Origin of the sequence: Streptomyces sp. NPDC050548 (assembly GCF_044457385.1) — a bacterium.
Taxonomy (GTDB): Bacteria; Actinomycetota; Actinomycetes; order Streptomycetales; family Streptomycetaceae; genus Streptomyces.
Map to the genome: position 1 here is coordinate 1 of NZ_JBITGV010000032.1, position 23,747 is coordinate 23,747.

Genomic DNA, 23,747 nt, shown 5'->3' on the forward strand with positions numbered 1-23,747 from the left:
CGTCGGCACAACAGCAGCCACGCCAAGATCCGGTGCCTCGGCGAGCAGGCCATGGCCACCCTAAAAGGCTGGCGACTGCTCCGAAAGCTCCGCTGCAGCACCAACCGCATCACCGACATGGTGAAGGCCGTCCTCGTCCTTCACCACGCAACGAGCTGAGGTTGGAAAAGGCTCATTAGTGATGCACTCGGCGGTGTTGTTGAAAAGTGTGACGCTAAGGAAGCGTGCGGTATCGAAATACTTACTGACGTCGAGCGCGTTGAAATCCTATTGGATGGGTCGGATTCCGTACGACTGGAAATGATTCTATGGGATCACTCCGGCGTTATTCATCATTGTGATGGGGAGGAGTATCTCTCGCCGATAGAGCTGCGCGGAATCTCATGTGGTTGTCCCCAGAGAATTGAAGATCGGAAAAGTGAGGCGAAGAAAGGGGTGGGTCCGCAGCCGAGTACGCAGATTCGCTTTAGGGTGGCCAGGTTCCCGGAACTGGGATTATTCTCTTATCGGTCGAACTCGTGGAGCCTATTCGATGCGGCGAATACTCTCAGAAGCTTGATTGTTGAGGGTGGTCGTGAAACTTTGTGTGAACTCTCCATCGAGGTTGTTGAATTGGAGTCTGCGGCGGGCGCCAATCTGAGTTATTTCTGTCCGGCTGTAGATGTGCTGAAAAGCTAGTCGCGACAAAGGGCCCGGAAGCTGTTTTGAATTCCGGGCCCTTTGGTTACTGTCTAGCGTTCGTCTTTTGGTGTGGTGACCCAATGAATTGTGGTTCGCGCTGCGACTTCCGATCGGGCATTCTTTCCTCGTGACTTCTCGTGAGGAAGGGCCTTTCGAACGATGATCCGTTGGACGAAAAACGCCACGAAGGCTCGACGGTCGGCAAGGTCAGCGTTATACCACCAGGAACCTGGGCCGATTGGGTCCGCTTGAGGGTCTTGCAGGTTCAGCCACTCCCCGATAGGCAACATTGGGGAATCAAGAGAAGCTAGTTCATCGATGCGTTGATCCGCACCCGTCATGCGGGTTTCCTGGGCTGCTACCTCTGTTGCGAAGCGTCGGCGGCCAACCTCGTTGCCCATGTATGACGCTTGCATGTCGTAGAGGGTTTCAAGGGCTCGTACGGCGTCCGCCCGTTCTGCGACAAGGGTGCGGCGCTCTTGTGCTCGTTCCGGGGCTTCCCGTGCCATCCCGTACAACTTGGTTGCGGCCCTGATGATTTCGAGTGATTCAGGGTCGCCTTCTGCTGTCTGGATTACTGCAAAGATGCGCCTCGCAACGTATTCGTCCAGAGCTGCTTGCAGGATGGATACTCCTCCTTCATGTTCGCCATCCTTAGGCTGAACCCCTCGCTTGCGGCTACATGAATACGTGCCTCCACGCGGCCTCTTGGAAGCTGCCCCACTCATAGGCCGGCCGCATCCGCAGTACAGGAGTTCTTGAGAGCTGAGAAGGGTTGTGGTTCGGCTTTCCCACTTCCGTTGAGGTCGCTTTTCGAGCCATGCTTGCAACTCGAACCATTCGGCAGGATCAAGGATTGGTGCCCAAGCCTGTATTGGATTCCCTTCCTCGTCCCGGATGATTTTGTGTCCGACGACTCGCATCCTTGCTGGATTATTCTTCTGAGCCTCGTATATCGGCTCGGTCAGGAAGCCAGCCAAATGCGGGTGTCGAAGAATCCTCATGAGAGTGCTGTCGTGCCACTGGCTGTTCTTGGTGCGTTTGTTGCGTGAGGCTCCTTGCGTCGGGACTTGATCGCGATTGATTTGCGCAACGATGTTCCCGACGCTACCCGGGGCGGCTCGTCCCGTTACGGCGACGCTCGGAATGTGGTTGTGGCGCTTGATGGTTTTCCATACATCCTTGATCGCGTTCGCTTGGGGAACGTCAGTTTCAAGGAGCTGTACGGCGATTGGCTTGCCTTCCGCGTTGATGCGGATTTCTTGCTTTAGCTTCCGGCCGTAGGGTGCTTTTCCGCCGACGTAGCCCCCTAATTCACGGGCTTCTTTCGCTGCGTCCTTTACTGCGACGCTTTTGTTCTTGCTTTCCTGGTGGGCAGAGTCAAGGCGCATGATCAAGTGGATCAAGTCCATCAGGTTGCCCTTGCGGAACTCGCCCTCTGAGACACTGATGATCACTACGTCAAGGTTCAGCAACTCTGTGACGATCGGGATCGCATCCAGGGGTTCCATGCGAGAAAGCCGTGACACGTAGTAGACGATCACGACGTTCACGTGACCAGCGCGGCAGTCACTCAGGAGCCGTTCAAACGCGGGGCGCACCGCGCCAGTGAAGGCGCTGATGCCGATGTCCTCGTAGTGCCCACACCACTCGGGGTCGCCGGGGAGTTGATCAAACCGGGCCTTGTTGGCGGCACGCTGCGATGCCGGGCTAGCCTCGCTCTTGTTCGCTCGGGCGGCTGACTGCCGCGTGTAGCTCGCTGCGCGGACGGTCATTCCGTTCGCGACTTCAGAAGACATGAGGACCATGGTGTCACCCGTAAAGTATGAATACGCGACTGTGCCGCTGCTCGTCCACGCCACGAAGCAGATTCTGGACACCTGGGGCGAGGACGGCTGGGAGCTCGTCCAGGTCGTGCCTGGGCCGAACAACCCCGAGCAGCTGGTGGCCTACCTCAAGCGGGAGAAGGCATGAGCGGCGTCGAGGCCCGGCTGGCCGAACTCGGCCTGACCCTGCCGGCGGTCGTCCCGCCGCTCGCCGCGTACCAGCCCGCCGTGCAGAGCGGTGTCTACGTGTACACCTCCGGCCAGCTGCCCATGGTGGACGGCAAGTTGCCCGTCACCGGCAAGGTGGGCGCCGAGGTCACCGCGGAGGAGGCCAAGGAACTGGCCCGCACCTGCGCGCTGAACGCCCTCGCCGCCGTCAAGTCCGTCACCGGTGACCTGGACCGCGTCGCGCGCGTGGTGAAGGTCGTCGGCTTCGTCGCCTCGGCCCCCGACTTCACCGGCCAGCCCGGCGTGATCAACGGCGCCAGCGAACTCCTCGGCGAGGTCCTCGGCGACAAGGGCGTGCACGCGCGGAGCGCGGTCGGCGTGGCGGTGCTGCCGTTGGACTCGCCGGTCGAGGTCGAGATCCAGGTGGAGCTGACATAGGCGTAGCCATGGAGTTCGCCGTCCCGGGGTGCGCGTTGTTGCCTCTCGAACATCCGCGCGCTACGGGATAGCCTCCGCCCATGGCGAACGGTCAGTGGTACCCGGCGGAGTGGCCCGAGCGCATCCGCGCGCTCGCGGAGGGCGCGCTCACGCCGGTCGTGCCCAGACGGGCGGCCACCGTGATGCTCCTGAAGGACACCGACACCGGTCCCGCCGTCCACATGCTGCGCAGACGCGACTCCATGGCCTTCGCCGGGGGCGCGTACGCGTACCCGGGCGGCGGTGTCGACCCGCGCGACGACGACCGTCACGTCCGCTGGGCGGGCCCCACGCGCGCGTGGTGGGCGAACCGGCTGGGCGTCGACGAGACGGCCGCCCAGGCGATCGTCTGCGCGGCCGTACGGGAGACCTACGAGGAGGCGGGCGTCCTTCTCGCCGGACCCACCCCCGACTCCGTGGTGGGCGACACCACGGGCGAGGCCTGGGAGGCGGACCGCGCCGCCCTGGTCGCCCGTGACCTGTCCTTCGCCGAGTTCCTCGACCGGCGGGGCATAGTGCTGCGCTCCGACCTGCTGGGCGCGTGGGCCCGCTGGATCACCCCGGAGTTCGAAACGCGCCGCTACGACACCTGGTTCTTCGTCGCCGTCCTCCCGGAGGGGCAGCGCACCCGCAACGCCTCCACGGAGGCCGACCACACGGTGTGGATCGCCCCCGGCGAGGCGGCCGCCGGGTACGACAAGGGTGACCTGACGATGATGCCGCCGACCATCGCGACCCTGCGCGGACTCGTCCCGTACGGCAGCGCGGCCGAGGCCCTGTCGTCGGCCCCGGAGCGCGATCTGACGCCCGTCCTCGCACAGGCCCGCCTGGAGCATGGCGAGATCGTCCTGTCCTGGCCGGGCCACGAGGAGTTCACCAAGCACATCGCGACCGACCTCCCGACCGGTGGAGCCCCCGCATGACCGACGCAGCCGCGCTTCCCGGCCAGCCACGAGGCGGGGTCCTCACCGGCCCCGCCACCGCGCGTGCCGTGAACGTCCTCGCGCCCAACGCGTCCGCGATGACCTTGGACGGGACGAACACCTGGATCGTCTCGGAGCCCGACTCCGAGCTGGCGGTGGTGATCGACCCGGGGCCCCTGGACGAGGGGCATCTGCGCAATGTCGTCGACACCGCCGGGAAGGCGGGCAAGCGGATCGCCCTGACCCTGCTCACGCACGGACACCCCGACCACGCGGAAGGCGCCGTCCGCTTCGCCGGGCTGACGGGCACGAAGGTCCGCGCGCTCGACCCGGCGCTGCGCCTCGGGGACGAGGGCCTGGCCGCAGGCAACGTCATCCGGGTCGGTGGCCTGGAGCTGGTCGTCGTGTCCACGCCCGGGCACACCGGGGACTCCCTGTGCTTCCATCTCCCGGCCGATCAGGCCGTCCTGACGGGAGACACCGTCCTGGGGCGCGGTACGACCGTGGTGGCGCATCCTGACGGCCGCCTGGGCGACTATCTGGACTCGCTGCGGCGGCTGCGCTCCCTCACGGTCGACGACGGCGTCCACACGGTCCTGCCGGGGCACGGACCGGTCCTGGAGGACGCCCAGGGCGCCGTCGAGTTCTATCTCGCCCACCGCGCCCACCGGCTCGCCCAGATCGAGACGGCCGTGGAGAACGGCCACCGGAGCCCGGCCGAGGTCGTCGCCCACGTATACGCGGACGTCGACCGCTCACTGTGGCCGGCGGCGGAACTGTCCGTACTGGCCCAGCTGGACTACCTGAAGGAACACGGCCTGATCTGACGGCCTGATCTAGGCGATGCCGTCCGGGCGCGGTGCCTTCACGCCGTGCACGCGCGCGTACTCGTCGGCCAGCCACGGGCCGAGGTCGTCGACGTACGACCGCAGGACGCGTGCGTCGCCGGTCGGCTCGTGTCCGAGGACGGCCGCCGTGCGCAGCTGCTCCGCCCGCCCGGGGTAGTACGCGCCGAACGCCTCGGCCATCTCCCCGAGGTCGCTGGTCCAGCCGTTCCAGCGGGGCATGACCAGGGTGAAGCCGGTGCGCACCAGGTGCCGGGACAGGAAGCGGACGAGGGGCCTGCGGGCCTCGTCGGTGTCCTCGGAGGCGGCGATCCGCTCACGCCAGCGCGGGAGCAGCAGCGCCAGGTCGCCGTTGGTCTCCCGGGCGAGCAGCGAGTCGGGGCGGTAGCGGGGCAGGTACTCGGCGAGGTCCTCCCCGAGCAGCGGTGTGCACAGGCACGCGACGAACCACCCCAGGTCGTACGTCTCCAGCTCGCTCAGCAGCCGTGTGCGGCCGTACAGGAGGATGCCGACGCCGTCGATCTCCGGGAACTCCTTGTCGAGCGCCTCGCCCAGACCGCGGGCCACGTCCCGGTCCGCCTCGGTCGGCTCCCACCGGGTCGCCACGAGCAGGTCCAGATCGCTGCGTCCCACGCGCGCGGTGCCGCGCGGGATCGACCCGTAGAGGTACGCGCTGTCGAGGCGTCCCCCGTAGACGTCGAGCAGCCGGTCCCGCGCCGCGGCGACGACCGGCCGGAAGACGTGCGGGACGCGCCCCAAGGAGCCCTCGCGCTCGATGTGTCCCTGGGCGTCCAGCCCCTTGTTCGGCATGGCACCACTGTGCAGCCGATCGAGGTCGGGGACACGTCATTTCCAGCGGAACACGCGTACGCGTGTGGGGGTGCGCGGCGCCGTGCAGACCACGGCGAGGCAGTCCCCGGAGGCGACGAGTCGCGCCTGGTAGCTGTAGCCGGGCAGGGAGCGCTCGGCCACGACCCGGCCGTCGGTGGGATCGAGCACGGTCGCCCGGTCGCCGTAGCCGTTCAGGACCACGAGAGCGCCCCGGTGGGCCAGCGGGAAGATCGTCCGGCCGTACGTGCTGGACCACGACCAGCGGAACTCGCCCGTCGCGGCGGAGACCACGCGCAGGGTGCTTCCCATGTGCTCCGTGTCGTAGGGCTGGGGCGGGACGAGTTCGACGGCGAGCGTGTCACCGACGACCACCGGTTGGGCGCCGAACGCCTCGTGCAACGGTGGCAGGTCGATCGCCTGTCGGACGTCCTCGCCCACTACGTGGAGCCGGAGTTGAGCGTGCGGGGAAGCGGAATCCTCCGGTCCGGCGGTGTACACGACGACGGGCCCTCCCGTCAGGACGAAGGCGTCCCGTCGGCCCGCGGGGAGCGGCCGCTCCCACTGGAGGGCACCGGTGCGCGCGTCGAGCACCCGGACCGTGGTCTCCGTGCCCCCGTCGCGGGCCCGGGAGGCCACGACCGCGATACGGCCGCCGCCGAGCGCCACGTCCGGCGCGTCCGCGCCGACGGACCCCAACTCGTCGGCGCGCTGCTCGCGCGTCCAGACCACCGTGCCCGCGCGGAGATCCAACCCGGTGAGCCGGACACGCAGCACGCGCGCGTGCCCGTCGTTCGTGTGGCGGTCGTTCTCGTGGCCGTTGTCCGTGTGCCCGTCGTTCGTGCGCCTGTCGTCCACGGGGCCGTTGTTCTGGTGTCGATCGTCCTCGGGGTCGTCGTTTGCGCGCCGGTCGACCCCGCGACTGTCGTCCGTGCGCCGATCGTCCTCGTGCTCGCCGTCCGTGGGCCCGTTGTCCCCGTGGCCGTGGTTCGTGCGCCGATCGTCCCCGTCCCCGTCGTCCGTGCCCTCGTCGTCCCTGTGCCGGTCGCCCTCAGGGCCGTCGTTCCTGCGCCCGTCGCCCTCGCGCCCGTCCTCGTGCCCGCCCTCATGCCCGCCGTCGTGGTGCAGTACGACGACGACGCCGTCCACCGTGTCCTGCGAGACGTGGGCGATCACCTGGGCGCCGTCCCCGGGCGGCTGCCAGTTCCATAGAGGCTCGCCGGTCGTCAGCCCGTACGCCCGTATCCCGTCGGGGCGGGTCAGGGCGAGCGTTCCGTCCACCGCCCAGGTGCCCAGCGGTGCCCCCGGGCTCCCGTTCTCCCGCTTGCTCCGCCACAGCAGCCGCGCGGACACCGGTCTGCGCGACCACCGGCGTCGCCCCGGTCGCCCCGCCCAGCCCCAGTCCGGCGCCTTGTCCTCGTAGTCCTCGTGCATTACCGCCCCCCTGTCCCTAGGCCCCCGCCTGGCGATGCACTGAAGGGCCCCGCCGTGCGGCAGGGCCCTTCAGTAAGAAGACGTGCGTTTTGATCTAGCGCGAGCGCTTCGCCAGGCGTTCGACGTCCAGCAGGATCACCGCGCGGGCCTCCAGGCGCAGCCAGCCGCGGCCGGCGAAGTCGGCGAGGGCCTTGTTGACCGTCTCGCGGGACGCGCCGACCAGCTGGGCCAGTTCCTCCTGCGTGAGGTCGTGCACCACGTGGATGCCTTCCTCGGACTGCACGCCGAAGCGGCGGGAGAGGTCCAGCAGGGCGCGGGCCACACGGCCGGGGACGTCCGAGAAGACCAGGTCGGACATCGCGTCGTTGGTCTTGCGCAGCCGGCGGGCGACCGCGCGCAGCAGCGCGGAGGCGACCTCGGGGCGGGCGCTCAGCCAGGGCTGGAGGTCACCGTGGCCCAGGCCGAGCAGCTTGACCTCGGTCAGCGCGCTGGCGGTGGCCGTGCGCGGGCCCGGGTCGAACAGCGACAGCTCGCCGATCAGCTCGCCGGGGCCGAGGACGGCCAGCATGTTCTCGCGGCCGTCGGGGGAGGTGCGGTGGAGCTTCACCTTGCCCTCGGTGACCACGTAGAGCCGGTCGCCCGGGTCGCCCTCGTGAAAGAGCGAGTCCCCGCGCGCGAGGGTCACCTCACTCATGGAGGCGCGCAGCTCCGCGGCCTGATCGTCATCGAGCGCCGCGAAGAGCGGGGCGCGCCGCAGAACGTCGTCCACGAGTTCTCTCCTTGTCGACCTGCTCAGGGGATGGTGCTCCCCCTTGGTACCAGGGGACCGTGCTCCCCATTTTGCCGGACCGTCCAAACAGTGTGATCTGTCACAAGGATGCCGTACAGGTGTCCCGAGGTAAGCGGCAGGGGTCCAATTGGGGGCTGATCTTCGGGGGCCGGGGCGGATGTCAGTGGCGGGCTCTAGGCTGGCCGGGTGTCCAAATCGCCGGTGAGAGCACAGGCCAAGGGGGCTGGGCGGATGGTTGTACCTCGTGATTCCGCCGTGGGCGAACAGAGCCCTGACGGCGGCAGGAAAGCGGCAAAGGGAGCAAAAGGCGTGGTTGCTGTGAAGGGCGAGTCGCACACCGCCCTCGTCCGCCGTGCCCGCCGTATCAACCGCGAGTTGGCCGAGATCTATCCGTACGCCCACCCGGAGCTCGACTTCGAGAACCCCTTCCAGCTCGTGGTCGCCACGGTCCTGTCCGCCCAGACCACCGACCTCAGGGTCAACCAGACGACCCCGGCCCTGTTCGCCAAGTACCCGACCCCCGAGGACCTGGCCGGCGCCGACCCGGAGCAGGTCGAGGAGATCCTCCGGCCGACCGGGTTCTTCCGGGCCAAGACGAAGTCGGTGATAGGCCTCTCCAAGGCGCTCGTCGAGGACTTCGGCGGTGAGGTCCCGGGGCGGCTCGAAGACCTTGTCAAGCTGCCCGGTGTCGGCCGTAAGACCGCCTTCGTGGTGCTGGGCAATGCCTTCGGGCGCCCCGGCATCACCGTGGACACGCACTTCCAGCGGCTCGTACGGCGCTGGAAGTGGACCGAGGCGACCGAGCCCGACAAGATCGAGGCCGCCGTGGGAGCGCTCTTCCCGAAGAGCGACTGGACGATGCTCTCGCACCACGTGATCTTCCACGGCCGCCGCATCTGCCACGCCCGCAAGCCCGCCTGCGGCGCCTGCCCCATCGCCCCGCTGTGCCCGGCGTACGGCGAGGGCGAGACCGACCCGGAGAAGGCGAAGAAGCTGCTCAAGTACGAGAAGGGCGGCTATCCGGGCCAGCGCCTCAACCCGCCGCAGTCCTATCTGGACGCGGGCGGCAAACCGGCGCCGCCGCTGGGATCGGCGTGACGGCGGCCGTGGCGGTGGCCATGACGCCGGTATCGGGGGCCGGATCGCGGAACGATCTCGGAGGTATCGGGCGTTGATCAGTGGGAACGGGGGTGGGGGATGACACACGCGAGCAATACCCAGGGTGTGGGGCTCAGCAAAGAGGGGCTGCCCGACTGGCTTGATCCGGTGGTGCACGCGGTGGAGACGGTCGAGCCGCTCCAGCTGAGCCGGTTCCTGCCGCCGGAGGACGGCGGGGGCCGGCAGTCCGCGGTGCTGATCCTCTTCGGGGAGGGCGATCGGGGGCCCGAGCTGCTGCTCATGGAGCGGTCGAGTTCGCTGCGCTCCCACGCGGGGCAGCCGTCCTTCCCGGGTGGCGCCCTCGACCCCGAGGACGGCGACCCGACGGGCGACGGCCCGCTGCGGGCCGCTCTCCGCGAGGCCGAGGAGGAGACCGGGCTCGACCCCGCCGGAGTGCAGCTCTTCGGGGTGCTGCCCAAGCTGTACATCCCGGTGAGCGGCTTCGTGGTGAGCCCGGTGCTGGGCTGGTGGCGGGAGCCGACACCGGTCGGGGTGGTCGATCCGAACGAGACGGCCCGGGTGTTCACGGTCCCCGTGGCGGATCTCACGGATCCGGCCAACAGGGTCACGGTGTCGCACCCCAGCGGCTTCCTGGGTCCGGCATTTCTGGTCGAATCGGCACTTGTCTGGGGTTTCACGGCCGGAGTCATCGACCGCCTCCTGCACTACTCGGGCTGGGAGCGCCCCTGGGACCGCGAGAAGCAGGTCCCCCTCGACTGGCGGTCATGACAAGGTGTCCGTCGTGAATGTGCTGGACATCCTGTTGCTGGTCGCCGCCGTGTGGTTCGCGATCGTGGGCTATCGCCAGGGGTTCGTCGTCGGCATTTTGTCGGTGATCGGCTTCCTGGGCGGCGGTCTCGTCGCCGTCTACACACTGCCCGTCATCTGGGACGCTCTGACCGACAACGCGGAGGTCTCCACCACCGCGGCCGTCGTCGCGGTCGTCGTCGTCATCGTCTGCGCCTCCGTCGGCCAGGCCCTGACCACCCACCTCGGCAACAAGCTGCGCCGGTACATCACCTGGTCCCCGGCCCGCGCCCTGGACGCGACCGGCGGCGCCCTGGTCAACGTCCTCGCGATGCTCCTGGTGGCCTGGCTGATCGGCTCGGCGCTGGCCGGCACCACCCTGCCGACGCTCGGCAAGGAGGTCCGCAGCTCCAAGGTGCTGCTGGGGGTGTCCCGGGCGCTGCCCGCGCAGGCCGACACCTGGTTCGCAGACTTCTCCTCGGTCCTCGCGCAGAACGGCTTCCCGCAGGTCTTCAGCCCGTTCGCCAACGAGCCGATCAACGACGTCCAGCCGCCCGACCCGGCCCTCGCCTCCAGCGCGGTCGCCACCCGCGCCCAGCAGTCCATCGTCAAGGTCATGGGGACCGCCCAGAGCTGCGGCAAGGTCCTGGAGGGCAGCGGCTTCGTCTTCGGCGACCGCCGTGTCATGACCAACGCGCACGTCGTGGGCGGCGTCGACGAACCCACCGTCCAGATAGGGGGCGTGGGCCGCAAGTACGACGCCAAGGTCGTCCTCTACGACTGGCACCGCGACATCGCCGTACTCGACGTACCGGACCTGAAGGCGCGCTCCCTGCAGTTCGCCACCAAGGACGCGGACAGCGGCAACAGCGCGATCGTCGCCGGCTTCCCGGAGAACGGGTCGTACGACGTCCGGGCCGCACGCGTGCGGGGACGCATCACGGCCAACGGCCCGGACATCTACCACCGCGGCACGGTCCGCCGCGATGTGTACTCGCTCTACGCGACCGTCCGCCAGGGCAACTCCGGCGGCCCGCTGCTCACACCCGAGGGCAAGGTGTACGGCGTGGTCTTCGCGAAGTCCCTGGACGACCCCGACACCGGGTACGCGCTCACCGCGGACGAGATCCGGGAGGACATCGTCAAGGGGCGCAGTGCCAACGAGCAGGTGGACAGCGACAGTTGCGCGCTGTGAGCCCGGCTCAGTAGGAGGTGGGTGCGTCAGCCCCGTGGATGACGCAGCCGTACCGAGACCCAGCGGGCCCGGCGGCGCAGAATGCGCGGGATCCCCACCCTGAGGTCTGTGCCCTGGAGTTGCGGGGCGCCTCGCTGGTGGGAGCCCGGACCGTGGTCCGAGCGGCGATTGCGTGCTGCGTCACTGTAGTCGTGCGTCCAGCCCATACCCCGACCTCTGCCCCTGCCCCAAGGTCGATAACCACCCCTTGGGGCCCCAATTGGCGTATGCGCGGGGCAAGTGGCCGTTCGTAGTACAGGTGTTCAGGTCCGGATACCGGGCGCGACGGCTCGGTCACCGATCGGGTTCGGGATCCTTGAGCCAGTTGACGAGTTCGGTCGAGAAGACCACCGGGTCCTCCTCGTGCGGGAAGTGCCCGAGACCGTCGAACAGCCGCCAGCGGTACGGCGCTTCGACGTACTCCCCGGATCCCGCCGCGCTGCGGGTGCGCAGCACCGGGTCCAGCGAGCCGTGCAGATGCAGCGTCGGCACCCGCACCGGCCGCTTCATCCGCCGGTTGAACTGGATGCCGTCCGGGCGGGCCATCGACCGCACCATCCAGCGGTACGGCTCGATCGAGCAGTGCGCGGTCGACGGGATCAGCATCGCCCGCCGGTACGCCTCGATCGCGTCGTCGTCCGGCAGCTGCGGGCCGGACCAGTCCCGGATCAGCTTGCCCACCAACTCGGCGTCATCGGCGAGGAGTTGCCGCTCGGGCAGCCAGGGGCGCTGGAACCCCCAGATGTATGAACTCGCCGCGGACTGCCTGACGTCGGACAGCATCGCGTTGCGCCAGCGCCGGGGGTGCGGCATCGAGGAGACGGCGAGCCGGCGCACCAGCTTGGGGCGCATCGCCGCGGCCGTCCAGGCGAGATAGCCGCCGAGGTCGTGGCCGACCAGCGCGGCGTCGGGCTCGCCGAGGGAGCGGATCACGCCGGTGATGTCGAGGGCGAGGTTGGCCGGGTCGTAGCCGCGCGGGGTGCGGTCGCTGCCGCCGACGCCCCGCAGGTCCATGGCGACGGCCCGGAACCCGGCGTCGGCCAGCGCGCCCAGCTGGTTCCGCCAGGTCCACCAGAACTGGGGGAAGCCGTGCAGCAGGAGCACCAGCGGTCCGTCGCCCACCTCCGCGATGTGGAAGCGCGCGCCGTTGGCCGCGACATCCCGGTGGGTCACCTCGCGCCCGCCGGGAATGTCGAGCCGTACGACCGAAGCAGGTTGTGCCCAGGGATGGGCGGGGTCCGTCATGAGGACGAGCGTGCCACAGCCTCGATGGCTTCGGGGACACGGTCCTCGATCGCCGGGCGCGGATGCGGCTTGGCGTTGCCCAGGACTCCGGCGGTCTCCTTGACCGAGGCGGCCACCTTCTGCGGGCCCTTGCTCTTGGCGGCCTTCTTCGCGAAGAGCACGCCGACCAGGCCGAGGACGACCGCGACGAGCACGTTCGCCGCGAAGGAGAGCAGGAAGCAGAGCGCCATGTTCCAGCCGCTCCAGGTGCGAATGCCGTACGCCAGCGCGAAGTTGAGCATCGGCAGGGAGAACAGCAGTACGACCGCGGCGACGGTGAACGCGCCGCCGCTCACCGCCCCGCGCTTGACGTCCTGCTTGAGCTGCGCCTTGGCCAGCGCGATCTCGTCGTGCACCAGCGCGGACATCTCGGTCGTCGCCGAGGCGAACAGCTGGCCGATGCTGCGTTCGGCGCCGACCGGGCTGCCGTCGGGTGCGCTCATCGCGTACTCCCTCTTCCGCATGTGTGTGTTCCGGCATGTGTTTGTACCGTCTCGTCAGATCATGCCGGACCGTCCTTGTCCTCGCCCGCCCCGCCCGCCACTTCGGCGGGCCCGCGCCGCTGTTCGGCGGCCATCTCCGCGGCGATCCTGCGGTGCTCGGCGGCCTTGCGGTCGTGGAGTCCGGCCATGCGCAGGTGGTACGCCGGGTCGTCCTGCTCGTAGATGTCGGGGATGCCGTCGAGATCCTCGTCGCGCTCCTCGTCCTCGTACATCCTGCGGTACCGGGCGTTGCGCAGCTTGAGCAACACGGTCGCGCACAGGGCCGCGATCAGGGAGCCCACGAGGACGGCCGCCTTGACCTCGTCGGTGAGCACCTGGTCGCCGTCGAACGCGAGTTCCCCGATGAGCAGGGACACGGTGAAGCCGATGCCGGCCAGCGAGGCGACCGCGAACACGTCCGCCCAGGCGAGGTCGTCGCTGAGCGAGGCCCGGGTGAAACGGGCCGTCAGCCAGGTCCCGCCGAAGATCCCGACCGCCTTGCCGACGACCAGCCCGAGGACCACGCCGAGGGTCTCGGGCTTCGTGAACACGTCACCCAGCGCGCCGCCCGAGATCGCGACCCCGGCGCTGAACAGCGCGAACAGGGGGACGGCCAGGCCCGCCGACAGGGGCCGTACGAGATGTTCGACATGCTCGCCGGGGGAGTGGTCCTCGTCCTCGCGGGTGGTGCAGCGCAGCATCAGGCCCATCGCGACGCCGGCGATCGTGGCGTGGACGCCGCTGTTGTACATCAGCGCCCAGATCACCAGCGCGAGCGGGACGTACACGTACCACCCGCGCACGCCCCGGCGCAGCAGCAGCCAGAAGACGGCGAGGCCCACGACCGCGCCCGCGAGCGCGGCGAAGTCGATCCGGTCGGTGAAGAAGACCGCGATGATCAGGATCGCGAACAGGTCGTCGACCACGGCGAGGGTGAGCAGGAAGGCGCGCAGGGCGCTCGGCAGGGAGGTGCCGATCACCGCGAGGACGGCGAGCGCGAAGGCGATGTCGGTGGCGGTGGGGACCGCCCAGCCGTCCAGAGAGCCGCCGCCGGTGAGGTTGGTGAGTGTGTAGACGAGTGCGGGTACGGCCATCCCGCACAGGGCCGCCACGACGGGCAGGGCGGCGGCCTTCGGGTCGCGCAGGTCACCGGCGACGAGTTCGCGCTTGAGCTCGATCCCGGCGACGAAGAAGAAGATCGCGAGGAGGCCGTCGGCGGCCCAGTGGGCGATCGAGAGATGCAGGCCGAGGGCGGCGGGGCCGAGGTGGAAGTGGCTGACGCTCTCGTAACTGTCGTGCAGGGCGGGGACGTTCGCCCAGATCAGCGCGGTGACCGCGGCTGCCAGGAGCAGGACACCGCCGACGGTCTCGGTGCGCAGCGCCTCCGCGACGAAGTTCCGCTCGGGCAGGGACAGGCGTCCGAGCACCTTGCGGGCGGGGGTGGGGCGGGGCGCGGCCATCGGGGGGACCTCCGGTCGGTGGGCAGGACGGAACTACTCGCCGACCAGACTTCCCGGCACACCATGAGGGTCACGTTTTGCTTAGTTTACCTAAAAGGGGTGCCCGGCGCGCGTTGCGCCGGGCACCCCTCATCGCTGGACCGCTGGGTTGCGTACTGCTCAGTCCTCGCTCGGGGCCGCCGGGAGCTTCGCCTGGATGAGGTCCATGACGGTGGAGTCCGTCAGGGTCGTGACATCGCCGAGCTGACGGTTCTCCGCCACGTCCCGCAGCAGTCGGCGCATGATCTTGCCGGAGCGCGTCTTCGGCAGCTCGGCCACCGGGAGGACCCGCTTGGGCTTGGCGATCGGGCCGAGGACGGCGCCGACGTGGTTGCGCAGGTCGGCCACGAGGTTCTCGTCCTCGGCGTTCGCCGTGCCGCGCAGGATGACGAACGCGACGATCGCCTGTCCGGTCGTCTCGTCGGCCGCGCCGACCACGGCCGCCTCGGCCACGGACGGGTGGGAGACGAGCGCCGACTCGACCTCGGTGGTGGAGATGTTGTGCCCGGACACGAGCATCACGTCGTCCACCCGGCCGAGCAGCCAGATGTCACCGTCGTCGTCCTTCTTCGCGCCGTCACCGGCGAAGTACTTGCCCTCGAACCGCGACCAGTACGTGTCCAGGAACCGCTGGTCGTCGCCCCAGATCGTGCGCAGCATGGACGGCCACGGCTCGGTGAGGACCAGGTAACCGCCGCCGCCGTTCGGGACCTCGTTGGCCTCGTCGTCGACCACGGTCGCGGAGATGCCGGGCAGCGGGGTCTGCGCGGAACCGGGCTTGGTCGCGGTCACGCCCGGCAGCGGCGAGATCATCATCGCGCCGGTCTCGGTCTGCCACCAGGTGTCCACGATCGGCGTCCTGTCCGCACCGATGTGCTTGCGGTACCAGATCCACGCCTCGGGGTTGATCGGCTCGCCGACCGAACCCAGGATGCGCAGGGAGGACAGGTCGAACTTCGCGGGGATGTCGTCGCCCCACTTCATGAACGTACGGATCGCGGTCGGCGCCGTGTACAGGATCGTCACCCCGTACTTCTGGACGATCTCCCAGAAGCGGCCCTGGTGCGGGGTGTCCGGGGTGCCCTCGTACATGACCTGCGTCGCGCCGTTGGCGAGCGGGCCGTAGACGATGTACGAGTGGCCGGTGACCCAGCCGACGTCGGCCGTGCACCAGTAGACGTCGGTCTCCGGCTTGAGGTCGAAGACCGCGTGGTGGGTGTACGCGGCCTGGGTGAGATAGCCGCCGGAGGTGTGCAGGATGCCCTTGGGCTTACCCGTCGTACCGGACGTGTAGAGGATGAACAGCGGCTGCTCCGCCTCGAACGCCTCCGGGGTGTGCTCCGTCGACTGCCGGTCGACGACCTCGTGCCACCACACGTCCCGCTCGTCGTTCCAGGCCACGTCCTGGCCCGTACGGCGGACCACGAGCACGTGCTCGACGCCGCTGTCCGGGCGGTCGACCGCGTCGTCCACGGCCGGCTTGAGCGCGGACGGCTTGCCGCGCCGCCAGCCGCCGTCCGAGGTGATGACGACCTTGGCGTCCGCGTCCTGGATCCGGGTCGCGAGCGCGTCCGCCGAGAAGCCGCCGAACACCACCGAGTGCGCGGCGCCGATGCGCGCGCAGGCCAGCATCGCGACCGCCGTCTCCGGGATCATCGGCATGTAGACGGCGACCCGGTCGCCCTTCTGAACCCCCAGCTCCAGCAGGGCGTTCGCGGCCTTGGAGACCTCGTCCTTCAGCTCGGCGTAGGTGATCGCGCGGCTGTCGCCGGGCTCGCCCTCGAAGTGGATGGCGACCCGGTCGCCGTTGCCCGCCTCGACGTGCCGGTCCACGCAGTTGTACGCGACGTTGAGCGAGCCGTCCTTGAACCACTTGGCGAACGGCGGGTTCGACCAGTCCAGCGTCTCGCTCGGCTCCTTGGCCCAGCTCAGGCGGCGGGCCTGCGCGGCCCAGAAGCCGAGCCGGTCAGCCTTGGCCTGCTCATACGCCTCCGCCGTGACATTGGCGTGCGCCGCCAGGTCCGCGGGGGGTGCGAACCTGCGCTCTTCCTTGAGCAGGTTGGCCAGGCTTTCGTTGCTCACGGCATCTGCCTTTCCCAGGGTGTCCGTTGTGTCCCGGGCCAGCTCATCAGACCCGGGGGTCCGATGACAAGGGTCGCCGAAATATTGGTTTAGACCTGTCATCGGACTCGGGGGCGATCTGCGTGGCGTGGGTCTTTCGTACCCACGGACACCGGGTGAACGAGGTTCAGGCCGAGACGTCCACCACCCCCACCCGATCGAACAACTCGTCCTCCTCGCTCAGTAGATACGCCTGCGCCTCACCCACGTGGAAGTACATCCCGTGCAGCTCCAACTCCCCGTCCCGCAAGGCCCGCGCCACCGACTCGTGCCCCCGCAGATGCTGCAGCTGCTGCACCACATTGGTCAGACACAGCTGCTCAACGGCGTCGGCGGGTGCCCTGGTGGCGAGCCGCGCCCAGGGCCGGTTGTCGGCGGCCATCCGCTCCAGGCTCGGCCGCCCGTGCCGCAGCCACCGCTGGAGCGGCGAACGGGCTTCCCCGGGCCGGGAGTTGAGCAGCGCCTGCATGGCCCCGCACCCGGAGTGCCCGCACACCGTGATCGATCTCACGCGCAGCACGTCCACCGCGTACTCGATCGCCGCCGCCACCGAGTCGTCGCCGCTCTCCTCGCCGGGCTGCGGCACGAGGTTGCCCACGTTCCGCACGACGAACAGGTCGCCGGGACCACTGGAGGTGATCATCGACGTGACCAGCCGCGAGTCGGCGCAGGTCAGGAAGAGCTGCGAGGGCTGCTGCCCCTCCCTGGCCAGCCGGGCCAGCTCGTCCCGCACCAGGGGCGCGGTGTTGCGCTGGAACGCGCTGATGCCACGGGCGAGTTGATGCCCGGAGGCGGGACCGCCACCACGGGGCGCCGACCGCGGTCGCTCGCACCGGTGCTCGCGCCACGGCGTCCAGGGGTGACAGCGGCAGGCTTCCGCGCCCGTCGCGCCGGCACTGACTCCCGTACGGCGGCCCGTCAGTTCGGCGGAGCCTCCCCGCGCGGTGTGCGCGTTCTGCCAGTCCTGCAGTGACTCGTACGCCGCGTGGTCCATGAACGAACCGTCCAACTCCACGACGGCGTGGGCGCCTTGGGGTACGAGATGCAGGGAGCGGCTGAGCCGCGGCACCGCGAGGAACGTCAACTGCCCTCGGACGTGTACGTGATGGACTCCTTCCTTCTCGTCGTGCGTGATGCGGGTGTGGGTGAGGCGGTGCAGGGCGACGGCGACCGCCACGGCGACCCCGAGGAGCACGCCCTCCAGGACGCCGAGGAGGACCACGCCGAGGGTGGTGACGGCGTAGACCAGTACTTCCCGGTGGCGGGTCACCGTGCGGATGTGGTGCAGGGACACCATCTGGATGCCGACGGCCATCACGAGTGCGGCGAGCGAAGCGAGGGGGATCAGCTCCAGCACGGGGACCATCAGCAGCGCGGCGATCACTACGAGAACGCCGTGCAGCATCGTGGAGTTCCGGCTCACGGCACCTGCTTGCACATTCGCCGAACTCCGTACGGCCACCCCCGCGACCGGCAGTCCGCCGAGCGCGCCGGAGACGATGTTGGCGGCGCCCTGGCCGAGCAGTTCGCGGTTGAGGTCGGAGCGGCCGACGCGGGCGGAGAGCCCGGGCCGTCCCGCGACCAGCTTGTCCACGGCGACCGCGCCGAGCAGCGACTGGACGCTGCACACCAGCGTGGTGGTGAGGACGGCGGCGGCGAGGCCGAGCACCGGGCCCTCGGGCAGTCCGGCCAGCGCGTGGCTGCTCCAGGACGGCAGGTCGACCTTGGCGAGGGTCAGCCCGGTGAGGGACGCGGTGAGCGTGGCCCCGGCGACGGCGACGAGCGCGGCCGGGATCTTCCGCATCAGATGCCCGAGCCGGCCGGGGACGCGCGGCCACAGCAGCAGTAGGGCCAGCGTCAGCGCGCTCATCGCCACGTCGGCGGGATGCAGGTCCGCCAACTGGGCGGGCAGCGCGCGGAGGTTGGCGAGGACCGAGCTCTGCGGGGTGCCGCCGAGGACGATGTGCAGCTGGGCGACGGCGATGGTGACACCGATGCCGGCGAGCATGCCGTGCACGATCGCGGGGCTGACGGCGAGCGCGGTACGGGCCACGCGCACGCAGCCCAGGGCGAGTTGGGCCAGGCCCGCGAGGACGGTGACCGCGCAGGTCGTGCGCCAGCCGTAACGGTGGATCAGGTCGGCGGTGACCACGGTGAGTCCGGCGGCCGGGCCGCTGACCTGGAGGGGGCAGCCGCCGAGCAGTCCGGCGACCAGGCCGCCCGCGGCGGCGGCGACCAGGCCGGCCTGGAGGGGCGCGCCGGTGGCCAGCGCGATGCCGAGGGACAGGGGCAGGGCGATCAGGAAGACCGCGATGGAGGCCGACACATCGGCGCCCGCGATGCGGAAGCGGCGGTGCGGCGGCGGGGGGCTGTGGGGCGGGTGGACGCGCTTCGTCCGATCGGCGTTCGAGTCGGTGGCGCGGGTGGGTACGCAGGCTGACATGTCTTCCCGTCTCCTCCGGGGCGGCGCGGTCGCGGAACTGGTGGTCCCCGTCGATGGCGGGGGTCGGTCGCGGCCGTGGGTCACGGCGTGCAGCGGCGGGATATCTCAACGCTCGGTAAATGGATAGTAATGCAGAGTAAAGGTCAAGCATAGACTTTCCGGGCAAATGGGTTAATAAGTCACCTCGGAGAGTGAAGTGAGAATTTCATCGGCTTGTCGTACTAATCCCACCTTCGGCCCCGTGCGACCTTGGCGGCGCTGCCGGGAATCCCGGCACATCGCCAGAAAACGCCCTGATCGGCGTCGGTCCGAACGAAGGAAGAAGGTGGGCGGACATGGCCGCCACCCAGAGGATCACCGCGGGCGCCGTGATCGCCGCGGCCTGTGCCGCGTCGCTCGCCGGTTGCGCGATCGGTGACAACGGTTCCCCGCACGGAGCGAACGGTCCGCACAAGGCGGCGCCCGCCCCGGCACCCAAGAGCGGAGTCCGCCTGATCGGGGACGGCTCCACGTCGTACACCGGGGCGCAGCCGCATCTGCCCAGACCCGAGCGGCTCAAGCCCGGTCAGAAGCCCCCGCAGTTCGTGGTCTTCTCCTTCGACGGAGCCGGCGAGGACAGTCAGAAGCTGTTCTCCCACTTCCGCAAGGTCTCCAAGGCCAACCACGCGAACATGACGTACTTCCTCAGCGGCGTGTACATGCTGCCGGAGGACAAGCGCGACCTCTACAAGCCCCCGGAGCACTCGCCGGGCAGCTCGGACATCGGCTTCAACGACGAACAGGGCATCTCCGACACCGTGAAGCAGCTGCGCCTGGCGTGGCTGGAGGGCAACGAGATCGGCACCCACTTCAACGGTCACTTCTGCGGCAAGAACGGCGGGGTCGGCGAGTGGTCGGTCGCCGAGTGGAAGAGCGAGATCGCCCAGGCGAAGCAGTTCGTGAAGACCTGGAAGACCAACTCCGGGATGAAGAAGGCCTCTTCACTGCCCTTCGACTACGACAAAGAACTCGTCGGCGCCCGCACGCCCTGCCTGGAGGGCCAGGCCAACTTCATGAAGGCGGCCAGCCAGTTGGGCTTCCGCTACGACACCAGCGGGGTCAACGACCAGATCTGGCCCAAGAAGAAGGAGGGGCTGTGGGACCTGTCCATGCAGCTCGTCCCCTTCCCCGGCCACTCCTACGAGCAGCTGACCATGGACTACAACTTCATGGTCAACCAGTCCGGCACCCAGACCCAGGGCGACCCCGACAAGTACCAGCAGTGGGGCGACGAGATGCGTGACGGCCTGCTCAAGGGCTTCGACCGGGCCTACGACGGCAACCGCGCGCCCCTGGTCATCGGCAACCACTTCGAGTCCTGGAACGGCGGCACCTACATGCGTGCCCTCGACGAGGTCATCGAGAAGGTCTGCAACAAGCCCGAGACGCGCTGTGTCTCCTTCCGGCAGCTGGCCGACTGGCTGGACGCCCAGGACCCGGGGACCCTGGCGAAGCTGCGCACCCTCAACGTCGGCGAGGCGCCGAAGCCGGGCTGGGCGTCCTTCCTGACCGGCCGCCCCGCGCCGGCCCCGAAGGGCGTGCCCGGGGCGCCGGCGGTCAAGCAGTAGCGGGTCGGCAGGGGGCGCGCCTCACACCGGTGCGGTGATGCTCTCGTCGAGCACGAACCCGGGGTCAACCTGCGCCGCCAGGTCGGCCCCGGTGCGCTCGTTGCCCCAACTCCGGGCGTTCTTCAGGTGGAAGTGCACCATCTGCTGCGTGTAGCGCTCCCAGTCGCGCAGTTCGTACGTCGCGTCGGCGGCGATCTCCAGCATGCGCAGGGCGCGGCGGTTGACGTCCTCCAGGAGCTCGAACCGGGGCGGGCGGCCCTTCTCCATGGCGCGCACCCAGTCCGAGTGCCCCACCGTCACGAGCAGGTCGTCCCCGACCTCGGCGCGGAGGAAGTCGAGATCGTCCTGGCCCTGCACCTTGTTGCCGACGACCTTCAGGACGACTCCGAAGTCGCGGGCGTACTCCTTGTACTGGCGATAGACGGAGACCCCCTTCCGGGTCGGCTCGGCCACCAGGAACGTGATGTCGAAGCGGGTGAACATGCCGGAGGCGAAGGAGTCCGAGCCCGCCGTCATGTCCACCACGACGAACTCGTCGCGCCCGTCCACCAGGTGGTTCAGGCACAGTTCCACCGCTCCCGTCTTGGAGTGGTAGCAGGAGACCCCCAGGTCGGCGTCCGTGAAAGGTCCCGTGACCATCAAACGGGCGGCGCCGCCGTCGAGTTCCACCGAGCGCGCGCAGATGTCGTAGACCGGATTGTTCTCGCGCACCCGCAGCAGCCGGGAGCCCGTGCCGGGCGGGGTGGTCTTGATCATCGTCTCTGCGGAGGCGATGCGCGGGTTGCTGCCGCGCAGGTAGTCCTTGATCAGGGGGAGGTGCTCGCCCAGGGCGGGCAGTGCGGCGGCCTCCGCCTCGTCCAGGCCGAGCGCGGGGCCCAGGTGCTGGTTGATGTCCGCGTCGACGGCGACGACGGGTTGGGCGGTGGCCGCGAGGTGGCGGACGAACAGGGAGGACAGGGTGGTCTTTCCGCTGCCGCCCTTCCCGACGAAAGCAATTTTCATGTTCACGAAGAGTAGTCGTGCTGTAGCTGTATGTGGCAGGTGTGCGTGAAGAAGACCACTCCATCGTGGGGTGCGCCGCCGGGATGGCTACTGTCGTACTCATGAGTACGACAGGTGCGACCGCCGATCCGCTCGCGGCCCTGGGCACGCTGCCCGGAGTGGCCGAGTCCGTCGAGTCCATGCGCAAGGCCGTGGACCGCGTCTACGGGCACCGGGTCATGCGGCGCCGCAGCAACGAGATCACCGCCGAGGCGGCACTGCGCGGGGCCCGTGGCTCCGCCGCGCTCTCCGGGGCCGACTGGGCACTCGAAGAGGTCCGCAGGCGCACCGACTTCAGCGGTGACGACGAGGCCCGCACGATGGGCGCGGCCCTGCGGCTGTCCGCCGAGGCGGGCCAACTCCTGTCCATCTGGCGGCAGTCGCCCCTCAGGGTGCTCGCCCGGCTGCACCTGGTGGCCGCCGCGAGCAAGGAGGACGAGGTCGGACGGCCGCGTCAGCAGGGGGAGCCGGTCGACGAGCCGCTCGTCGAACTGCCGCTCCCCGGTGCGGCCGAGGTCTCCGGGCGGCTGGACGGGCTCTCGGAGCTGATCATCGCGGGCGGTTCGGCGCCGGCGCTGGTGACGGCCGCCGTCGTGCACGGCGAACTGCTCGCGCTGCGCCCCTTCACCTCCCGCAACGGGCTCGTCGCGCGCACGGCGGAGCGGATCGTCCTCATCGGCAGCGGTCTCGACCCGAAGTCCGTGTGCCCGGCGGAGGTCGGCCACGCCGAACTCGGGCGCGCGGCCTACCTGGCGGCGCTGGACGGCTATGTCTCCGGCACCCCGGAGGGCATGGCCGCGTGGATCACGCACTGCGGGCGCGCCGTCGAGCTGGGGGCGCGCGAGTCGACGGCGGTGTGCGAGGCGCTGCAGCGCGGAGCGGCCTGACACAGGAAAACGGCCCCCTACGGAGGGGGCCGTTACGGGTTGCGGCGGTACGAGGATTCGTACCGCCGCTGGCATGTTCCACCGGGTTACCAAGCGTCCTCGAAATATTGCCCATCAGGTCGGGAACATTGCCCGTCACCTGGTGCGGCTGGCCCGTAATCGACGGGTCGACGTCGCGTGGGTGCTCGGTGTTCATGCGCGGTCCGTGGGGCCAAATGCGTTATTAAGGTGATCCTTTCGGATGTCCTTGGTCTCGCGGGCCGTTGAATCCTTTGTACTCCCGCGCCGGAGGAAGTGGAACCCCTCGCCGCGCTTCTTTACTTTTGCGCTCAAAGGGACACTAACCGGCGTAAACGGTCGCCGCCTTGCGCCGGCTCGCGTACCAGACGAGCCCCGCTGTGGCCGCCGCGGCGCCCACAGCCGCCGCCACCACGAGCGCCGGGCGGGGCGGCACGGAGAGCGTGGGCAGCCGCTGCTTGAGCCGGACCGGGCGGTTGAAGTCCAGAATCGGCCACCCGCGCGCGAGTGCCTCCTTACGGAGTGTCCGGTCCGGGTTCACGGCGTAGGGACGGCCCACGGACTGGAGCATCGGCACATCGGTCGCCGAGTCGCTGTAGGCGTAGCAGCGGTCGAGGTCGTACCCCTCGGACTGGGCCAGCTCCTTGATCGCCTCGGCCTTCGTCGGGCCGTACGCGTAGTACTCCACCTCGCCCGTGAAGCAGCCGTCGTCGCCCACCACCATGCGGGTCGCCACCACCCGGTCCGCGCCCAGGAGTTCACCGATCGGCTCGACCACCTCGGCGCCCGACGTGGACACGATCACCACATCGCGGCCGGCGCGGTGGTGCTCCTCGATGAGTGAGGCGGCCTCGTCGTAGATGATCGGGTCGATCAGGTCGTGCAGGGTCTCGGCGACGATCTCCTTGACCTGCTGGACGTTCCAGCCGCGGCAGAGCGAGGACAGGTACTTGCGCATCCGCTCCATCTGATCGTGGTCGGCGCCGCCGGCGAGGAAGACGAACTGCGCATAGGCGGTCCGCAGCGCGGCCCTGCGGTTGATCAGTCCGCCTTGGTAGAAGGACTTGCCGAAGGTGAGCGTGCTCGACTTCGCAATGACCGTCTTGTCCAGGTCAAAGAAGGCTGCTGTGCGGGGCAAGGAGTGGTTTTCCACAACCCAGAGCATAGGCGCAGCCCATTCGGCGTAAGGTGTGGCGCGTGGGTTTGCCTGAGAGGGCTCTCGGGTACACCATGGAAGTCACGGATCGTTCGCGA

The 23,747-nt window shown here is 69.1% G+C and carries 23 protein-coding genes; 11 read left to right on the plus strand and 12 right to left on the minus strand.

Features of this window, described 5'->3' with window-relative positions; genetic code table 11:
• Together ACIBJH_RS46675 and ACIBJH_RS46680 are read left to right on the plus strand one after the other, a co-directional pair.
• A partial coding sequence (locus ACIBJH_RS46675; protein WP_399123160.1) for a transposase family protein occupies nt 1-159 on the plus strand: 159 nt, incomplete at its 5' end.
• Between the two features lie 78 nt (nt 160-237).
• Complete coding sequence (locus tag ACIBJH_RS46680) at nt 238-678, plus strand: hypothetical protein (RefSeq protein WP_399123161.1); 441 nt, start codon at nt 238-240, stop codon at nt 676-678.
• A 53-nt stretch (nt 679-731) separates the two neighbouring features.
• Here the strand turns inward: ACIBJH_RS46680 and ACIBJH_RS46685 are convergent, their stop codons facing one another.
• Nucleotides 732-2,480, minus strand: a complete 1,749-nt coding sequence (locus ACIBJH_RS46685) for a recombinase family protein (RefSeq protein WP_399123123.1) — start codon at nt 2,478-2,480, stop codon at nt 732-734.
• 7 nt (nt 2,481-2,487) lie between these two features.
• Here ACIBJH_RS46685 and ACIBJH_RS46690 point away from each other — a divergent pair, with 7 nt between their 5' ends.
• The 4 genes from ACIBJH_RS46690 (at nt 2,488) to ACIBJH_RS46705 (ending at nt 4,902) form a co-directional block, all read left to right on the plus strand.
• Nucleotides 2,488-2,655, plus strand: a complete 168-nt coding sequence (locus tag ACIBJH_RS46690) for a DUF4177 domain-containing protein (protein WP_352183978.1) — start codon at nt 2,488-2,490, stop codon at nt 2,653-2,655.
• A complete protein-coding gene (locus ACIBJH_RS46695; protein ID WP_399123124.1) occupies nt 2,652-3,113 on the plus strand; it encodes a RidA family protein in 462 nt (153 codons plus the stop codon). Before ACIBJH_RS46690 ends, ACIBJH_RS46695 begins: the two co-directional genes overlap by 4 nt.
• An 80-nt stretch (nt 3,114-3,193) precedes the next feature.
• Nucleotides 3,194-4,075, plus strand: coding sequence for an NUDIX hydrolase (locus ACIBJH_RS46700; RefSeq protein ID WP_399123125.1), 882 nt, complete (start codon nt 3,194-3,196; stop codon nt 4,073-4,075).
• Nucleotides 4,072-4,902 (plus strand): MBL fold metallo-hydrolase, encoded by an 831-nt coding sequence (locus ACIBJH_RS46705; RefSeq protein WP_399123126.1) that lies wholly within the window; start codon nt 4,072-4,074, stop codon nt 4,900-4,902. The genes ACIBJH_RS46700 and ACIBJH_RS46705 overlap by 4 nt, the downstream gene beginning before the upstream one ends.
• Nucleotides 4,903-4,911: 9 nt before the next feature.
• Here ACIBJH_RS46705 and ACIBJH_RS46710 read toward each other — a convergent pair whose 3' ends face one another.
• From ACIBJH_RS46710 to ACIBJH_RS46720, 3 genes are all read right to left on the minus strand, one after another.
• Nucleotides 4,912-5,730, minus strand: coding sequence for a nucleotidyltransferase domain-containing protein (locus tag ACIBJH_RS46710; protein WP_399123127.1), 819 nt, complete (start codon nt 5,728-5,730; stop codon nt 4,912-4,914).
• A 36-nt stretch (nt 5,731-5,766) separates the two neighbouring features.
• Nucleotides 5,767-7,182, minus strand: a complete 1,416-nt coding sequence (locus ACIBJH_RS46715; protein WP_399123128.1) for a PQQ-binding-like beta-propeller repeat protein — start codon at nt 7,180-7,182, stop codon at nt 5,767-5,769.
• Between the two features lie 94 nt (nt 7,183-7,276).
• The gene (locus ACIBJH_RS46720; RefSeq protein ID WP_019063754.1) at nt 7,277-7,951 is read right to left on the minus strand and encodes a Crp/Fnr family transcriptional regulator; all 675 of its coding nucleotides are present in this window, start codon (nt 7,949-7,951) and stop codon (nt 7,277-7,279) included.
• Nucleotides 7,952-8,203: 252 nt separating this feature from the next.
• Between ACIBJH_RS46720 and nth the strand changes: the two genes are divergently transcribed.
• From nth to ACIBJH_RS46735, 3 genes are all read left to right on the plus strand, one after another.
• The gene (gene nth, locus ACIBJH_RS46725) at nt 8,204-9,070 is read left to right on the plus strand and encodes an endonuclease III (RefSeq protein WP_399123129.1); all 867 of its coding nucleotides are present in this window, start codon (nt 8,204-8,206) and stop codon (nt 9,068-9,070) included.
• A gap of 99 nt (nt 9,071-9,169) precedes the next feature.
• Nucleotides 9,170-9,859: an NUDIX hydrolase gene (locus ACIBJH_RS46730; RefSeq protein ID WP_399123130.1), complete on the plus strand. Its 690-nt coding sequence runs from the start codon at nt 9,170-9,172 to the stop codon at nt 9,857-9,859.
• A 13-nt stretch (nt 9,860-9,872) separates the two neighbouring features.
• Complete coding sequence (locus tag ACIBJH_RS46735) at nt 9,873-11,072, plus strand: MarP family serine protease (RefSeq protein ID WP_399123131.1); 1,200 nt, start codon at nt 9,873-9,875, stop codon at nt 11,070-11,072.
• A 26-nt stretch (nt 11,073-11,098) separates the two neighbouring features.
• Here ACIBJH_RS46735 and ACIBJH_RS46740 read toward each other — a convergent pair whose 3' ends face one another.
• The 6 genes from ACIBJH_RS46740 to ACIBJH_RS46765 all read right to left on the minus strand — a co-directional run bounded on the left by ACIBJH_RS46740 (nt 11,099) and on the right by ACIBJH_RS46765 (nt 18,940).
• Complete coding sequence (locus tag ACIBJH_RS46740) at nt 11,099-11,278, minus strand: hypothetical protein (RefSeq protein WP_078532502.1); 180 nt, start codon at nt 11,276-11,278, stop codon at nt 11,099-11,101.
• Nucleotides 11,279-11,405: 127 nt separating this feature from the next.
• Nucleotides 11,406-12,356: an alpha/beta fold hydrolase gene (locus ACIBJH_RS46745; protein WP_399123132.1), complete on the minus strand. Its 951-nt coding sequence runs from the start codon at nt 12,354-12,356 to the stop codon at nt 11,406-11,408.
• Nucleotides 12,353-12,838, minus strand: coding sequence for a phage holin family protein (locus tag ACIBJH_RS46750; RefSeq protein WP_399123133.1), 486 nt, complete (start codon nt 12,836-12,838; stop codon nt 12,353-12,355). The genes ACIBJH_RS46745 and ACIBJH_RS46750 overlap by 4 nt, the downstream gene beginning before the upstream one ends.
• Nucleotides 12,839-12,897: 59 nt before the next feature.
• Entirely contained in the window at nt 12,898-14,337 is a 1,440-nt protein-coding gene (nhaA, locus tag ACIBJH_RS46755) for a Na+/H+ antiporter NhaA (RefSeq protein WP_399123134.1), read from the minus strand.
• 159 nt (nt 14,338-14,496) lie between these two features.
• Nucleotides 14,497-16,458, minus strand: a complete 1,962-nt coding sequence (gene acs, locus ACIBJH_RS46760) for an acetate--CoA ligase (RefSeq protein WP_399123136.1) — start codon at nt 16,456-16,458, stop codon at nt 14,497-14,499.
• A 166-nt stretch (nt 16,459-16,624) separates the two neighbouring features.
• Entirely contained in the window at nt 16,625-18,940 is a 2,316-nt protein-coding gene (locus ACIBJH_RS46765) for a SulP family inorganic anion transporter (protein WP_399123137.1), read from the minus strand.
• 335 nt (nt 18,941-19,275) lie between these two features.
• Between ACIBJH_RS46765 and ACIBJH_RS46770 the strand changes: the two genes are divergently transcribed.
• Nucleotides 19,276-20,547 (plus strand): hypothetical protein, encoded by a 1,272-nt coding sequence (locus ACIBJH_RS46770; protein WP_399123138.1) that lies wholly within the window; start codon nt 19,276-19,278, stop codon nt 20,545-20,547.
• A 21-nt stretch (nt 20,548-20,568) separates the two neighbouring features.
• On the opposite strand, the gene ACIBJH_RS46775 is transcribed toward ACIBJH_RS46770, so the two are convergent.
• Nucleotides 20,569-21,549 (minus strand): ATP-binding protein, encoded by a 981-nt coding sequence (locus ACIBJH_RS46775; protein WP_399123139.1) that lies wholly within the window; start codon nt 21,547-21,549, stop codon nt 20,569-20,571.
• A gap of 101 nt (nt 21,550-21,650) precedes the next feature.
• Between ACIBJH_RS46775 and ACIBJH_RS46780 the strand changes: the two genes are divergently transcribed.
• The gene (locus tag ACIBJH_RS46780; protein WP_399123140.1) at nt 21,651-22,475 is read left to right on the plus strand and encodes an oxidoreductase; all 825 of its coding nucleotides are present in this window, start codon (nt 21,651-21,653) and stop codon (nt 22,473-22,475) included.
• A gap of 340 nt (nt 22,476-22,815) precedes the next feature.
• Here the strand turns inward: ACIBJH_RS46780 and ACIBJH_RS46785 are convergent, their stop codons facing one another.
• On the minus strand, nt 22,816-23,658 hold the full coding sequence (locus ACIBJH_RS46785; RefSeq protein WP_399123141.1) for an HAD family hydrolase: 843 nt from the start codon (nt 23,656-23,658) through the stop codon (nt 22,816-22,818).
• Nucleotides 23,659-23,747 lie beyond the last annotated feature (89 nt).

Coding starts and splice junctions, on each gene's coding strand:
- ACIBJH_RS46685 (WP_399123123.1), bottom strand. CDS start 2,480: ATGTCTTCTGAAGTCGCGAACGGAATGACCGTCCGCGCAGCGAGCTAC.
- ACIBJH_RS46690 (WP_352183978.1), top strand. CDS start 2,488: ATGGTGTCACCCGTAAAGTATGAATACGCGACTGTGCCGCTGCTCGTC.
- ACIBJH_RS46695 (WP_399123124.1), top strand. CDS start 2,652: ATGAGCGGCGTCGAGGCCCGGCTGGCCGAACTCGGCCTGACCCTGCCG.
- ACIBJH_RS46700 (WP_399123125.1), top strand. CDS start 3,194: ATGGCGAACGGTCAGTGGTACCCGGCGGAGTGGCCCGAGCGCATCCGC.
- ACIBJH_RS46705 (WP_399123126.1), top strand. CDS start 4,072: ATGACCGACGCAGCCGCGCTTCCCGGCCAGCCACGAGGCGGGGTCCTC.
- ACIBJH_RS46710 (WP_399123127.1), bottom strand. CDS start 5,730: ATGCCGAACAAGGGGCTGGACGCCCAGGGACACATCGAGCGCGAGGGC.
- ACIBJH_RS46715 (WP_399123128.1), bottom strand. CDS start 7,182: ATGCACGAGGACTACGAGGACAAGGCGCCGGACTGGGGCTGGGCGGGG.
- nth (WP_399123129.1), top strand. CDS start 8,204: ATGGTTGTACCTCGTGATTCCGCCGTGGGCGAACAGAGCCCTGACGGC.
- ACIBJH_RS46730 (WP_399123130.1), top strand. CDS start 9,170: ATGACACACGCGAGCAATACCCAGGGTGTGGGGCTCAGCAAAGAGGGG.
- ACIBJH_RS46740 (WP_078532502.1), bottom strand. CDS start 11,278: ATGGGCTGGACGCACGACTACAGTGACGCAGCACGCAATCGCCGCTCG.
- ACIBJH_RS46745 (WP_399123132.1), bottom strand. CDS start 12,356: ATGACGGACCCCGCCCATCCCTGGGCACAACCTGCTTCGGTCGTACGG.
- ACIBJH_RS46750 (WP_399123133.1), bottom strand. CDS start 12,838: ATGAGCGCACCCGACGGCAGCCCGGTCGGCGCCGAACGCAGCATCGGC.
- nhaA (WP_399123134.1), bottom strand. CDS start 14,337: ATGGCCGCGCCCCGCCCCACCCCCGCCCGCAAGGTGCTCGGACGCCTG.
- ACIBJH_RS46765 (WP_399123137.1), bottom strand. CDS start 18,940: ATGTCAGCCTGCGTACCCACCCGCGCCACCGACTCGAACGCCGATCGG.
- ACIBJH_RS46770 (WP_399123138.1), top strand. CDS start 19,276: ATGGCCGCCACCCAGAGGATCACCGCGGGCGCCGTGATCGCCGCGGCC.
- ACIBJH_RS46775 (WP_399123139.1), bottom strand. CDS start 21,549: ATGAAAATTGCTTTCGTCGGGAAGGGCGGCAGCGGAAAGACCACCCTG.
- ACIBJH_RS46780 (WP_399123140.1), top strand. CDS start 21,651: ATGAGTACGACAGGTGCGACCGCCGATCCGCTCGCGGCCCTGGGCACG.
- ACIBJH_RS46785 (WP_399123141.1), bottom strand. CDS start 23,658: ATGCTCTGGGTTGTGGAAAACCACTCCTTGCCCCGCACAGCAGCCTTC.